This window comes from Rhodoplanes sp. P11, assembly GCF_964266735.1.
GTDB lineage: Bacteria > Pseudomonadota > Alphaproteobacteria > Rhizobiales > Xanthobacteraceae > Rhodoplanes > Rhodoplanes serenus.
On record NZ_CAXWGY010000001.1, the window covers coordinates 665,611 to 678,965 of the forward strand.

10 protein-coding genes and 1 tRNA gene are annotated in these 13,355 nt (G+C 70.4%); 3 read left to right on the forward strand and 8 right to left on the reverse strand.

Going from position 1 to position 13,355, the window contains the following annotated elements:
* The first annotated feature begins 207 nt into the window (after positions 1-207).
* The 3 genes from ACFQUV_RS03015 to ACFQUV_RS03025 all read left to right on the forward strand — a co-directional run bounded on the left by ACFQUV_RS03015 (position 208) and on the right by ACFQUV_RS03025 (position 3,624).
* On the forward strand, positions 208-2,403 hold the full coding sequence (locus ACFQUV_RS03015; RefSeq protein WP_129607684.1) for a hypothetical protein: 2,196 nt from the start codon (positions 208-210) through the stop codon (positions 2,401-2,403).
* Positions 2,404-2,653: 250 nt separating this feature from the next.
* Positions 2,654-3,364, forward strand: a complete 711-nt coding sequence (locus tag ACFQUV_RS03020) for a ParA family protein (RefSeq protein WP_129607683.1) — start codon at positions 2,654-2,656, stop codon at positions 3,362-3,364.
* A 183-nt stretch (positions 3,365-3,547) separates the two neighbouring features.
* Positions 3,548-3,624: transfer RNA gene (locus ACFQUV_RS03025), tRNA-His, on the forward strand.
* A 75-nt stretch (positions 3,625-3,699) separates the two neighbouring features.
* Here ACFQUV_RS03025 and ACFQUV_RS03030 read toward each other — a convergent pair.
* From ACFQUV_RS03030 to ACFQUV_RS03065, 8 genes are all read right to left on the reverse strand, one after another.
* A complete protein-coding gene (locus tag ACFQUV_RS03030; protein ID WP_129607682.1) occupies positions 3,700-4,341 on the reverse strand; it encodes an NrsF family protein in 642 nt (213 codons plus the stop codon).
* Positions 4,338-4,895 carry a sigma-70 family RNA polymerase sigma factor gene (locus ACFQUV_RS03035; RefSeq protein ID WP_129607681.1) on the reverse strand — a complete coding sequence of 186 codons (558 nt, stop codon included), beginning with the start codon at positions 4,893-4,895 and terminating at the stop codon, positions 4,338-4,340. Before ACFQUV_RS03035 ends, ACFQUV_RS03030 begins: the two co-directional genes overlap by 4 nt.
* A 14-nt stretch (positions 4,896-4,909) precedes the next feature.
* Entirely contained in the window at positions 4,910-8,098 is a 3,189-nt protein-coding gene (locus ACFQUV_RS03040; RefSeq protein WP_207211357.1) for an efflux RND transporter permease subunit, read from the reverse strand.
* Positions 8,095-9,513 (reverse strand): efflux RND transporter periplasmic adaptor subunit, encoded by a 1,419-nt coding sequence (locus ACFQUV_RS03045; RefSeq protein ID WP_129607680.1) that lies wholly within the window; start codon positions 9,511-9,513, stop codon positions 8,095-8,097. Before ACFQUV_RS03045 ends, ACFQUV_RS03040 begins: the two co-directional genes overlap by 4 nt.
* A 73-nt stretch (positions 9,514-9,586) precedes the next feature.
* A complete protein-coding gene (locus tag ACFQUV_RS03050; RefSeq protein ID WP_129607712.1) occupies positions 9,587-9,994 on the reverse strand; it encodes a FixH family protein in 408 nt (135 codons plus the stop codon).
* A 498-nt stretch (positions 9,995-10,492) separates the two neighbouring features.
* Positions 10,493-11,095 (reverse strand): HupE/UreJ family protein, encoded by a 603-nt coding sequence (locus ACFQUV_RS03055; RefSeq protein ID WP_244601441.1) that lies wholly within the window; start codon positions 11,093-11,095, stop codon positions 10,493-10,495.
* Positions 11,096-11,219: 124 nt separating this feature from the next.
* Complete coding sequence (locus ACFQUV_RS03060) at positions 11,220-11,747, reverse strand: CoxG family protein (protein ID WP_129607679.1); 528 nt, start codon at positions 11,745-11,747, stop codon at positions 11,220-11,222.
* 93 nt (positions 11,748-11,840) lie between these two features.
* Positions 11,841-13,343: an aldehyde dehydrogenase family protein gene (locus ACFQUV_RS03065; RefSeq protein ID WP_129607678.1), complete on the reverse strand. Its 1,503-nt coding sequence runs from the start codon at positions 13,341-13,343 to the stop codon at positions 11,841-11,843.
* Positions 13,344-13,355 lie beyond the last annotated feature (12 nt).

The window sequence follows — 13,355 nt, forward strand, 5'->3', positions numbered from 1 at the left end:
CTCCGGCAGCGTCGCGCCGCGATGCCCAATCGCACCACCGCAAGCCCAGAGATCGCGGAACCGATGCATCCCTCTGCGCCCGAACTCTCCGCGCCGGAGCTGCGGCGGCCCGGCGCGGCTCCGCGATGCGGGAACCCGGGACGATCGGGTGACGCACGGGCGGGCACAGGACCGACCGACGGCACGGCCCGCGCCCCGCTGTGGCCGATGATCGCCGCGGTCGTCGCCGTCTGGGGCGCTGCGGTGGCGCGCACCGTCGCGGCCGGCACCGTGGTGCCGTGGGATTCCAAGAACCAGGTCTACGCCTTCTTCCGCTTTCTCGCCGCCGCGATCGAGGCGGGCGCGACGCCGTTCTGGAATCCCTTCCACTACGGCGGCCATCCGAGCATCGCGGACCCGCAGTCGCTCGTCTTCGCGCCGCTGTTCGTTCTCTGGGCGCTGATCGATCCGGCCCCCTCGCTGCGAACCTTCGATCTGTTGGTGTCGTCGCATCTGCTCGCCGGCGGCCTCGCGCTGGCACTGATCGGGCGGCGCGCCGGCTGGCCGGCCGCCGCCTGCGTGCTGGCCGCCGCCGTGTTCATGCTGGGCGGCGTCGCCGCCGGGCGGCTCCAGCACACCGGCATGATCGTCAGCTACGCGCTCCTGCCGGCCGTGCTGCTGCTCGTCGATGTCGCGCTCGATCATCGCTCCACCGCGGCCGCGTTGGCGGCCGGCGTGGCGGCGGCCCTGCTGGTGCTCGGCCGCAACCAGGTGGCGCTGCTGCTGTGCGTCGTGGTGGCGGTGGCCGCCATCGTCCGGCTGGTCGCGGCGCCGCGGCCGGGGCGGTTCCTGACGAGCCGGCTCGGCGTGCTCGCCGTCATGGCGATGGTCGCGCTCGGTGTCGCCGTCGTGCCGATGCTGCTGACGCTGCAATTCGCCGCGCTGTCCAACCGTCCGGCTGTGACGCTCGCCGATGCGCTCGCCGGCTCGCTGCATCCGGCCAATCTCGCCACCCTGTGGGCGGCCGACGTGTTCGGTACCCACGGCACTTACTTCGGTCCCGGCGGGCCGGCCTCGCCCGATCTCGCCAACACCGACGACTCGTTCAACTACCTGTTCGTCGGTGCGGTGCCGGTGCTGCTGATCGCCTGGCTCGGTCTGGCAGGCGGCGGCGTCGTGCGCCGGGGCTGCCGCCTGTGGGCGGCGGTGGCGGCGCTGGCGCTGGTCTACATGCTGGGCCGCTACACGCCGGTGTTTCCGCTCGCGTTCGCGCATCTGCCGGGGGTCGACCTGTTCCGCCGGCCGGTGGACGGCGCCTTCGTGCTCGTCGCCGCGCTGGCGCCGCTCGCCGGCGCGCTGCTCGCCGCCTATGTGCGAGACGGGCTGCCGCAAAACCGGATGCTGCCGGCGCTGCTGGCGGCCGCCGTGGTGACGGGGCCGGCAGCTGCGGCCGTGGCGTTCGCCGCGGCGAGCGGGCAGGCGGGCCACGCCGCGATGGCGCTCGCGATCAGCGCGGCGGTCACCGCGGTCGCCGGGGTCGTGCTGGTCGCCGGGGCGCGCACCGGGCGGCGCGGGCTCGCGGCCGCCGTGGTCGCGGCGATGGCGGCGGCCGAGCTGGTCGGCTGGAACGGCGCGTTTCGCCTCAACGCCGAGCCGCGTGCCCTCTATGCGGCCCTCGAGGCACCGGACCCGGCCGATGCCGCGGTCCTGGTGGTGGTGGAGCGGGCGGTGGCCGAAGCGCAGGCGGCCGGCGAGCGGCCGCGCGTCGAGGTGATCGGGATGGGCGGCCCGTGGCAGAACCTCGCCATGGTGCGCGGCCTGGAGGCGACCAACGGCTACAATCCGCTGCGCATCGGCGCCTATGATCGCCTGGTCGCCCCCGGCGAGGAGAACTGGCGCTTCGGCTTCCGCCGCTTTCCGCCGTCGTTCTCCGGCTTCGATGCGCCGCTCGCCCGCGCCCTCGGCCTGTCCATCCTGGTGCTCGGCGCGCCGATCGAGACGATGCCGAACCTGCCGCAGGTGCCGGACGCCGAGCTCCTGCTCGCCGGCCCGCGTGCCTGGGTCTACCGGCTGCCGGGCGCCCGGCCGCGGGTGGAGCTGCGGGCTCGAGGGAGCGGCACGACGTCGGCCGAAGCGGCGATCGGGCCGGGTGGGGCGCTGGGCGCGGCGCGCCTGGTGGCCTGGCGTCCGGACCGGATCGAGATCGAGACCGCGGCGGCCGAGGCCGCCACCCTGGTGCTGCACGACCTGTTCTATCCGGGCTGGATCGCCGCGGTGGACGGCGCCCCCGTGCCGATCCGCCCGGCCGACATCCTGTTTCGCGCCATCGACGTTCCTGCCGGCCCCCATCGGGTGGTGGTCCGCTTTGCGCCGCTCGCTTCCGCCAATCTCCTGGCGGCGCTCCGCGGGCTCGCCGGCCACTGAGCGATTCGCCGTCTCCGGATTCGTTGCGCCGGCCGCCGAGCCGGGCACACGCTTCAGTGGCGTCCGGCATGGCCGGCGCCACCGCGGGTGGCGAGCGCGAATGCGGCAAGACTTTGATATTTGCGGCAATTTCGCGGCGGCGCGCTCCGGCGGGCTGGCGCGGTGCGCGAAAAATCCCTGCGGTTCAGCCGTTTACCACCCGTTAACCATGATGGCCTCAGGCTCGCGGAAGGCAGCCGAGGAGACACCCATGAACGTCATTACGCTTGCTTCGCGCAAGGGCGGCGCGGGTAAGAGCACCCTCACCGCACACCTGGCCGCGACCGCGCATCTCGCCGGCCACCGCTGCCTGCTCATCGATGCCGACCCGCAGGGCTCGCTGACCCTCTGGCAGTCGCTGCGCCGCGACGGCAAGCCGGTGGTGAAGAGCGCCGCCCGCGGGGTCGACGGGCTGCTCGCCGTCGCCATGCTGGAGGGCTACGACTACGTCTTCATCGACACGCCGCCGACCATGTGGGTGGTGGTGAGCGAGGCGATCCGCGCCTCGACCCTGGTGGTGATCCCGGCGCGCCCCGGCCTGTTCGATCTGCATGCCGTGCGGGAGACCGTGAAGACCGCCCAGGAGCGCGACAAGCCCTACGCGGTGGTGATGAACGCGGCGCCGGCCCGCCGCGACGACCGCGACTCCCCGGTCGTCGTCCATGCCCGCTCCCATCTCGACAAGCTCGGCATTCCGGTGTGGTCGGGCCAGATCACCCAGCGGGCCGGCTTCGCCCTGTCGCTGGCGGCCGGGGCCAGCGCGCCGGAGATCGACCCGTCCTCGGCGGCGGCGGCCGAGATCGTCGGCCTGTGGCGGGCGATCTCACGCTCCGTGGAGGCGGTGAACGCCGCCCGCGCCCGGCCGCCCGCCGGCGTTCCGCTCGCGGGCCGCGGTGCCCCGGCGGCGAGCCGCGCCGCCTGAGCGGCTTCACGGCCGGATCGCCGGTCTCCTCGGCGGCCCGGCCCCCGGGCTTTGCGCCGGTCGCCGGGTCCATCCGGAACAGCACGGCCGGGTGCGACAGCGGCTTGCCAAACCGCTCGTCTCCGCCTAGGTTCCGCGCGCTTGCCGGGCCGCGTGCCCGGCCGCGGTGCCCATCGCGCCCGTGCAGCTGTAGCTCAGTTGGTTAGAGCGCCTGACTGTGGATCAGGAGGTCGGTGGTTCGAGTCCACCCAGCTGTACCAATAGGGCCGCGGACTCCGGCGTCCGGCTCCGGTGCGCAGCCGCACCCCTCACCACCCGCCGTCAACCCCCGCGCCTCACCACCTGAGAAGCTTCGGTCCGAGCAGCGCGCCTGCCGCCGCGCACAGGACGATCGTGGCCCCATACCAGACGGCCACGAACGGCACCGAATCGTCCATGCAGTGGAGCGCGTAGCCGGTGGCGCTGAGGCCACCGGCCAGCAGACCGGCGAGCGCGCCGGCCCGTCGCAGATCGGTCGGCATGTGCTGCCGCACCGCCCACATCGTCGCGGCGAACGGGACCACGGCGATCAGCGGGATGGAGACGAGGCACTCCAGCCACCGATCGCCCATCACCGCGTCGTCCCAGTGGCTTGGCGGCGCCATCATCAGCGCGATTCCGGCGAGTGCCATGATGCCGATGAACGGCAACGCGACCACCAGCAGCGAAATACGGCGTTCGCCGCCCGGGCGAGCCAGCCGCCCGAGATACACGGACGACAGGGCGACCACCGCCACCGAGAACGCCAGCTTCGCCCCGATATACGCATGCGCATCCGCATGACCGAGGTCCTGGCGGGCGCCGAACACGAGGAAGACGAGCGCCACCGCCGCCACCGCGCCGAGGCCCACGGCGACCAGGATGGAGCGCGAGACCTTGTGCCGGTCGACGGGGTCGACATGCGTGCTGAGGAGATCGATCAGGTCGTCGGTCCTCATGGTGTCCTCTCCCGGGAGATCGCTGCGGAGAGGGCTTTCAGCCCTCGGTGAATGTTGACCTTGATGGCCGATTCCGAGGCGCCCGACCGGGTGGCCGCCTCGGCGACGCTCAGGCCGTCGATCTTGACCATCTGGATCGCCTCCCGCATCCGTGCGGGCAGCATCGTCAAGAGGCGGCCGAGATCGAGGGCACTTTCCGTGCTGGCGCTGTCATCGACGGCGACGACCTCCTCGGCGTAGTCGAGAGCGACATTGGTCGCCGAGACGCGGGTGCGACGCAGAAAGTCCAGCAGCTTGTACCGGGCGATCGCATGCACCCACGGCGTCAGCAGCTCGGCGGTATCGTAGGTGTGACGCCCGACATGAATCGCCATCAGAGCCTCTTGCACCAAATCCTCGGCCTCCGAGACACCACGTCCCATCCGGGTCAGCCGGCCGCGATAGTAGCCCCGCAGATAGCCGCTCAGCTTGCGGAGGAGGTCCCGGTGCGCGCGCGCGTCACCGGCCAGGCTCGCCACCATCAGGGCCTTGAGCTCGGACTCGATCGGATGCATCGGGTCTCTATACGTCAGCTCGCCGTCGTCAGGGCGGAATTGTGTGCATCATGCTGGTCGGCCGTGCCGGTCGGCGAAGGGTGTTCGGCGGCCGGCGGCAGCCCGCGGCTCTTCACCACGGCGTAGATCGCCGGGATGACGATCAGCGTCAGCACGGTCGACGACACCATGCCGCCGATCATCGGAACCGCGATCCGCTGCATCACCTCGGCGCCGGTGCCGTGACTCCACATGATCGGCAGAAGACCGGCCATGATGGCCGCGACGGTCATCATCTTGGGCCGCACCCGCTCCACCGCGCCCGTCATGATCGCGGCGCGGAGGTCGTCGCGCGTGAACGGTCGCCCCTGGGCGAGGCGCTCGGCCTGAAGCTCCTTCAACGCATGATCGAGATAGATCAGCATGACGACGCCCGTTTCGGCCGCGACGCCGGCGAGCGCGATGAACCCCACCGCCACCGCGACCGACAGGTTGAAGCCCAGCCACCACATCATCCACAGCCCGCCGACGAGCGCGAAAGGCACCGACAGCATGACGATCAGGCTCTCGGTGACCCGGCGGAAGTTGAGGTACAGCAGGAGGAAGATGATGAGGATCGTCACCGGAACCACGATCTGGAGGCGGGCCTTGGCGCGCTCCATGTACTCGAACTGACCGCTCCAGCCGATGTAGTAGCCGGGTGGGAACTGCACCTGCTCGCGCACCGCCCGCTGGGCATCGGCGACGTAGCCGCCGACGTCCCGGTCCCGAATGTCGACATAGATATAGACGGCGAGTTGGGCGTTTTCGGTGCGGATCGTCGACGGGCCGCGCTCGAGCGCCACCCGGGCGAGCTGGCCGAGCGGCACCGTCGCACCCTCGGCAGTCGGGATGAGGAGCTGCGACGCGATCGCGTCGGGGTGGCTGCGCAGATCGCGCGGGTAACGCACGCTCACCGAATAGCGCTCACGGCCCTCGACCGTCGTCGTCACCGGCTCGGCGCCGAGCGCCGACGCGACCATCGTCTGGAGGTCGTCGATGGTGATTCCGTACCGCGCGATCTGGGCGCGATCGGGATCGATGTTGAGGTAATAGCCGCCGATCACCCGCTCGGCGAAGGCGCTGGTGGTGCCGGGCACCATGCGGACCGCCGACTCGATGGCACGGGCGAGCCGTTCCAGCTCGGCGAGATCGGAGCCGTAGACCTTGATGCCGATCGGCGTGCGAATGCCGGTGGACAGCATGTCGGTGCGCGCCTTGATGGGCATCGTCCAGGCATTGGAGACGCCCGGGAACTGGAGCGCGCCATCCATCTCGGCGATCAGCTTGTCGATCGTCATCCCGGGCCGCCACTCGGCCTCCGGCTTGAGGTTGATGACGGTCTCGAACATCTCGGTCGGGGCCGGGTCGGTGGCGGTGGAGGCCCGGCCGGCCTTGCCCCACACCGACGCCACCTCGGGGAAGCTCTTGATGATCTTGTTCTGGGTTTGCAGCAGCTCGGCCGCCTTGGTGACCGACAGGCCCGGGAAGGCGGTCGGCATGTAGAATAGTGTCCCTTCGTTCAGGGTCGGCATGAACTCCGAGCCGAGCCTCATGGCGGGCCACACCGTCGCGGCCAGGATCAGAAGCGCTGCGAGGATCGTGGTTCCTTTGAAACGCAGCGCCGCGACGATGAAGGGCCGATACGCCCAGATGAGGAATCGGTTCACCGGGTTTTTGTGCTCCGGCATGATGCGGCCGCGAACGAACAGGAGCATCAAGGCCGGGACCAGGGTGACCGACAGGAAGGCCGCGGCGCCCATCGCGAAGGTCTTGGTGTAGGCGAGCGGCTTGAACATCCGGCCTTCCTGCGCCTCCAGCGCGAAGATCGGCAGGAACGAGACGGTGATGATCAGGAGGCTGAAGAACAGGGCCGGCCCGACCTCGACCGCCGCCTCGATCAGCGACTCGCTGCGCGGCTTGCCGGGCGGCGCCCGCTCGAGATGCTTGTGGGCGTTCTCAATCATGACGATGGAGGCGTCCACCATGGCGCCCACCGCGATGGCGATGCCGCCGAGGCTCATGATGTTCGACGAGAGGCCGAGCAGGTCCATCAGCAGATAGGCGATCAGCACCCCGACCGGCAGCGTCACGATGGCCACGAAGGCGCTACGGACATGCAGCAGGAACAGGACGCAGACGGCCGCGACGATGAGGCTCTCCTCGATCAGAGTCGCCTTCAGGGTGTCGATCGCCCGATAGATCAAGTCGGAGCGATCGTAGACCGGCAGGATCTCGACGCCCGCAGGCAGGCTCGAGGCGATCTCGGCCAATCGCTTCTTGACGTTGTCGATGACGGTCAGCGCGTTCTCGCCGGAGCGTTGCAGGGCGATCCCGGTGACCGCCTCACCTTCGCCGTCCACCTCCGTGATGCCGCGCCGTTCGTCGGGCGCGATCTCCACCCGGGCGACGTCGCGCAGGAAGACCGGGACTCCTTGGCCGCTTTTGACCACGACGTTCTGCAAGTCTTCGAGGCTCTTGATGTAGCCCCGCCCGCGAATGGCAAACTCGGTTTCCGACAGCTCGACGGTGCGGCCGCCGACATCACGGTTGCTGGCCTTGATGGCGGCATTCACGCGATCGAGCCGGATGCCCAGCGCTTGCAGACGACGGGGATCGACCACGACGCTGTACTGCTTGACGAAGCCGCCGACGCTCGCCGCCTCGGCGACACCGTCTGCCTTCGCCACCGCGTAGCGGATCTGGAAGTCCTGCATGCTGCGCAGCTCGGCCAGCGTGTGCTGGGTGCTGCGCACGATGTACTGATAGACCCAGCCGACGCCGGTCGCGTCCGGACCGAGCGACGGGGTGACGCCGGTCGGCAGTCTCCGCTGTGCGGCGCTCAGGTACTCCAGCACGCGCGAGCGGGCCCAATAGAGATCGGTCCCGTCCTCGAAGATGACGTACACGAAGGACACGCCGAAGAACGAGAAGGCCCGCACCGTCTTCGATTTCGGCACGCTCAGCATGGAGGTCGCGAGCGGATAGGTGACCTGGTCCTCGACCACCTGCGGGGCCTGGCCGGGGTACTCGGTGTAGACGATCACCTGGACGTCGGAGAGATCCGGAATGGCATCGAGCGGGACGCGATAGACGGCGTAGATGCCGGCGAGGGTGACGAACAGGGTGGCCAGGCCGACCAGGAAGATATTGCGTGCCGACCAGCGGATGATGGCCGCGATCATGGCGTCTGCTCCGGCACGACGAACGATTTCAGCGCCGCATTCAGGTTGCTTTCCGAGTCGATCAGGAAGGTCGCGGTGGTCACCACGGCCTCGCCTTCGGCGACACCGTCACGGATCTCGACATAGCCCTGGCCCTGCCGGCCGAGCCTGACGTCGCGCGGCTCGAAGCGACCATCCTCCTTGGAGACGAACACCACCTTGCGCGAGCCGGAGTCCATCACGGCGCTTTCCGGGACCGTGACGGCCGGCTCCGCATCCGCTCCGGCATGGAACACCACGTCGGCGTACATGTCGTTGCGGAGGCGGCCGTCCGGGTTGTCCAGCTCGATGCGCACCCGTGCGGTCCGCGTCTCCGGCCGCAGGTCGGGATAGATGAACGTCACGGTCCCCTCGCGCGGCTCGGTGGGATAGGCCCGCAGGGTAACCGAGGCATGCATGCCCTCCGCGATCGAGGGAAGATCCAGCTCCGAGACTTCGGCGATCACCCACATCCGGGAGAGGTCGGCGATGCGATAGAGCTCGTCGCCCGGCATCAGCCGCTGGCCGTTCACGATCTTCTTTTCGATCACCACGCCGTCGCCCGCCGACACCCAGTTCACGGTGCGCGGGTTGATGCCCTTGGTGCGGACCTCCTCGATATGCCGCTCTGGCACCCCGAGATTGCGCAGCTTCTGCATCGCGCCGTCGACGGGTTGCGGGCCCAGCCCGCCGACCCCACGGCTCTGGGCCGAGATCGCCACGTTGAGGTCCACCTGGGCGAGCTGGATGTCCCGGCTGTAGATCCGGAACAGCGGCTGGCCAGCCCGCACCCGGGCGCCCGTCGTGTTCACGAACAGGTCCTCGACATAGGACTCGGAGCGGACCGTGACGGCGGTCAGGCGACTCTCGTCGTACTTCACCGTGCCGACGCCGCGCACCGGCCGGATCAGCACGCGCGTGCTCGCGGGCTCGGTGCGCACCCCACTGCGCTGAATCTTTGCCAAGCTGACCTTGATGGCGCCGCCGGTCGGCTCCTCGCCGTCATAGACCGGGACGTAGTCCATCCCCATCGGGTCCTTCTTGGGCGTCGGCGACACGTCGGGCAGGCCCATGGGATTGCGGTAGTACAGGATCTTGCGGGAGGCATCGGCCACCGCCGGCTTGGGGACGCCGGCGAGCGGCGGCTCGTCGGCATCGTAGACCGGGAGATAGGGACGTCCGCTGGCGTCCTGGGTCGGGCTCGCCGACCAGGATGGCCGCCCGCTCGGATCGCGCCAGTAGAGAATCGGCTGCGTTCTGGCGCCGCGGTCGTGCGCGCCGGCGTGGGTCTCGGCCTGTGCGGGCAGGAGACGGTTTACCACGAAAGGCACCGACAGGGACGCGGCCCCCGCCAGCAGTGTGGCGATCACCAGACCGCGAACGACTGATTTACCCATGGTCGACCCCCCTTCGGGACATTCCGGACGGCCTGTTCTGCCGCTGGCTCTCGCCGCCCTTACCGGCTTTGCGTTACTTGGTCGCTTTCAGAATCACCTTGCTCTGCACCGTGTCCGGTTCGCCCTGCACCTTCGCGGCGAGGAGGAACTGGTACCGACCTGCCATCGGGAGGTCGGTCTTGAACGCATAGGTGCCGGGCTCTTTCGACGGCACGGCCTCGACCGGCGAGACCATGTCGGCCATCCCGTCCGGCCCCATGTCGATCCGGGTGCGGAAGATGACCGCGTCGGAGACCGGCTTGCCCGTCGGCTTGTGGACGAGGCGCAGCGTCACCACCACATCGTCGCCCTTCTTGATCTCGGGGGCGGTCGGTTCGAATGCATAGTCGCTCCCGCCCGCCCGGGCGCCCGCCGCAGCGGCGACGGCGAGAACGGCGGCGAGGCCGAAGGTGAAGACCGCAGATCGAATGTTGGACACCATGGTGCTCCCTCCCGTGTCGGGCCGACGAGGCCCGGTGATCTCGACCCGTAGTTCGGGAGGGCTGCGGTTCAGGTTACAGATGGACAGGCCGGCGCGAACGCTGTCGAGCGGCTGAACCAACACGGTTTTTTGGTCAGAGGCGAGGCGGGGCACGCCTGATGCGTAGTTCGCCGGACCCGAGCGGCGCGCCCGATCAGGCCCGCCAGCGAAACGGCTCGTCGCGCGCGCTGCGTGCCAGGTCGAGCACGACGTCACGTCAGGCATCTTCCATGACCAGGCCGGAGCCTGGCCGAGTCCGGGTGATCAGGCTCGCGGCGATCTCGAACAGGCCGAACGGCACGGGGCTCCCTGCAACAGACGGCAGGGCAACACCTGGGCTTTTTGGCGCAGTCCCGGTGCGGGCGTCGCGGGATCGTCGGGCGCCGCACGTCTGACGCGATCGTCACGACGACGCGCTCGTCACGGCGGCGGGCCGAGCCGCCGCCGCAACTCGCGACCTCAGCCGAGCACGGCGAGGACGATGCCGAACGCAGTGACGCCGGCGCCCGCGAGGCGCGTCGCCGATCGGCTCGCGGTGCGCCCGAGCGCGAGGCCGATCGCGATGCCGGTCCCATGCAGCAGCGCCGTGGCGGTGACGAAGCCGAGCCCGTAGGCGAGCGGCGCCGCCGCGGCCGGCATCTCGGTGCCGTGGGCGCAGCCGTGGAACAGGCCGAACAGCCCGACCACGAGGGCCGCCGGCAACGGCGGCAGCCGCACCGTGAGCGCGACCAGCAGCCCGAGCACGATCACCGAGGCGGTGATCACCGGCTCCACCGCCGGCAGCGCCACGCCGCCGGCGCCGAGGAGGGCGCCGCCGATCAGCAGGGCCACGAAGGCGGCCGGCACCGCCGCGACGGCGAGGCCGCCGAGCGTCGCCGACCACAGGCCGACCGCCACCATGGCGGCGAGGTGGTCGGGGCCGAACAGCGGATGCACGAACCCGTCCGCGAACCCATGCAGGTGGGGCTCTGTGCCGACGTGGGCGAGCGCGCTCCCGGCGGTTGCGATCAGGGCGACGGCCGCAGCCGCCAGGGGAGCGATGTCACGACGAGGCATCCTCATTCCGGTCTCCACATCCGAATCCGTCACCCGGCGAATCCGGAGTGTGCCACAGGAGGGCCGCTCGCCACGACCTCGCCGGCGCCGTCCGTGAGGACGGCGGCGGCCGGTTTGGTCGGATGGCGTTCTAGCTGGACGAGCCCACAGGTGCTGTCCGAGGTGCCGGATCGGATGCCGTCGTGTCACCCGCGGGCGCGTCCGGCGTCGCGGGCGCCAGCGCCCTGCTCAAATTGCCGAAGAACTCGTCCGCGTACTTCTTGGCGACGCCGTTGACGAGGCGGCCGCCGAGCTGCGCCAGCTTGCCGCCAATCTGCGCCTCGACGTCGTAGTCGAGCCGCGTGCCACCGTCGGGCGCGTCGTCGAGCCGCACCCGGGCGCCGCCCTTGGCGAAGCCGGCGACGCCGCCCTGGCCCTCGCCGACGATGCGGCAGCCGGTCGGCGCCTCGATGTCGGTGAGCTGCACGCGGCCCTTGAAGGTCGCCTTCACCGGACCGACCGCGACCTTGACGGTCGCGGTGAACTCGGTGTCGCTCACCTTCGCGAAGTCCTGGCAGCCCGGGATCGACTGCCTCAGGATGTCGGGATCGTTGATCGCCGCCCACACGGTGGCGCGATCGGTCGGCAGCACCACCTGCCCGGTCATCGTCATGGCCACGGGAGAAGTCCTTCTGGTTGGGGGTGCGCCGCGCGGAACGCCGTCGGCGGGGGAGGCGGGTCGCGCCGGGGCACGACGCGAGCCGCCGCGACGTCAGTCGGCGGAGACGACGCCGTCCGGCCGTCCGGCGGGCGCCGGCGGCATCGGGTGATGGATGCAGACGTTCTTGATCTGCTGATAGGCGGCGAGCGCCTCCAGCCCCTTCTCGCGGCCGAAGCCCGAGAGCTTGTAGCCGCCGAACGGGAACTCGACGTCGAGCCCGACCCCGAACGCATTGATCCACACCTGGCCGACGCGCAGCGCCTCGGCGGCGGCGAGCGCCGCCGAGATGTTGGTGGTGTGGACGCCGGCGACGAGACCGAACGGCGAATCGTTCGCCATGTCGACGGCCTCCTGGGCGGAGCGGAACGGAATCACGGTCAGCACCGGGCCGAAGATCTCCTCGCGGGCGATACGCGAGCGGTTGCCGGCGCCGACCACCAAAGCGGGCCGCACGAAGGCGCCGCCGGCGAGCTTGGGATCGGACGGCGTCTCGGCGCCGAGCAGCAGCTCGCCTTCCTGGCGCGCCACGTCGTAGTAGCGCTCGACGCTCGCCTGATGCGACTTGCTGATCAGCGGCCCCATGTCGGGGTCGTCGAGCCCGGCGCCGAGCCGCATGCCCTTGGTCCGCTCGTGCAGACGGGCCACCACCTCGTCGTGGATCGCGTGCTCGACCAGAAGGCGGGTGCCGGCGTTGCAGACCTGGCCGCAGTGGGTGAACACGCCGTTGGCGACGATCGGCAGCGCCCGGTCGAGGTCGGCGTCGGCGAACAGCAGCTGCGCCGACTTGCCGCCGAGCTCCATGTTGCACGGCACCGCATGCGAGGCGGCCGCCACCATCACGCGCTCGCCGGTCTCCACCGAGCCCGTGAAGGTGATCTGGTCGACACCCTTGTGGCGGGCGAGCAGATCGCCGGCCACCGAGCCGCGGCCGTTGACCAGGTTGACGAGTCCGTCCGGCAGGCCCGCCTCCTGGCACGCCTTGACGAACTCCCAGGCGGTGCAGGGCGTGTCGGCCGACGGCTTGATGATCACGGCGCAGCCGGCGGCGAGCGCCGGGGCGACGCCGCGGGCGATGAGCTGGAACGGGTAGTTCCACGGAATGATGTGCAGGCTGACGCCGATCGGCTCCTTGACGGTCCAGTCGCTCCAGTTCGGGCCGAGCGGGATCGAGTTGCCATGCAGCTTGTCGACGGCGCCGCCGTAGAACTCGAAGAAGCGCGCCGCGCAGTCCACCTCCCAGTAGGCGTCGCGCAGCGGCTTGCCGCTGTCCTGGCTCTCCAGCCGGGCGATGTCGTCGCGCCGCGCCAGGATGATCTCGCCCACCCGCTGGAGCATCCGCGCCCGCTCGAACGGCCGCATCTTCCGCCACGGTCCGGTGTCGAAGGCGGCGCGTGCCGCCGCGACCGCCAGCTCCACCTCGGCAGCGCCGGCGCGGGCGAACACGGCGATCACCTCGCCGGTGGCCGGATCGACGCTGTGACCGACACCGTCGGAGCCATCGTTCAGAATCTGCCGGCCGCAGACGAGGGGAATGCGCAGGGGCGTGCTCTTCATCGGGATCTCCAT

Coding starts and splice junctions, on each gene's coding strand:
- ACFQUV_RS03015 (WP_129607684.1), top strand. CDS start 208: ATGATCGCCGCGGTCGTCGCCGTCTGGGGCGCTGCGGTGGCGCGCACC.
- ACFQUV_RS03020 (WP_129607683.1), top strand. CDS start 2,654: ATGAACGTCATTACGCTTGCTTCGCGCAAGGGCGGCGCGGGTAAGAGC.
- ACFQUV_RS03030 (WP_129607682.1), bottom strand. CDS start 4,341: ATGAGGACCGACGACCTGATCGATCTCCTCAGCACGCATGTCGACCCC.
- ACFQUV_RS03035 (WP_129607681.1), bottom strand. CDS start 4,895: ATGCATCCGATCGAGTCCGAGCTCAAGGCCCTGATGGTGGCGAGCCTG.
- ACFQUV_RS03040 (WP_207211357.1), bottom strand. CDS start 8,098: ATGATCGCGGCCATCATCCGCTGGTCGGCACGCAATATCTTCCTGGTC.
- ACFQUV_RS03045 (WP_129607680.1), bottom strand. CDS start 9,513: ATGGGTAAATCAGTCGTTCGCGGTCTGGTGATCGCCACACTGCTGGCG.
- ACFQUV_RS03050 (WP_129607712.1), bottom strand. CDS start 9,994: ATGGTGTCCAACATTCGATCTGCGGTCTTCACCTTCGGCCTCGCCGCC.
- ACFQUV_RS03055 (WP_244601441.1), bottom strand. CDS start 11,095: ATGAGGATGCCTCGTCGTGACATCGCTCCCCTGGCGGCTGCGGCCGTC.
- ACFQUV_RS03065 (WP_129607678.1), bottom strand. CDS start 13,343: ATGAAGAGCACGCCCCTGCGCATTCCCCTCGTCTGCGGCCGGCAGATT.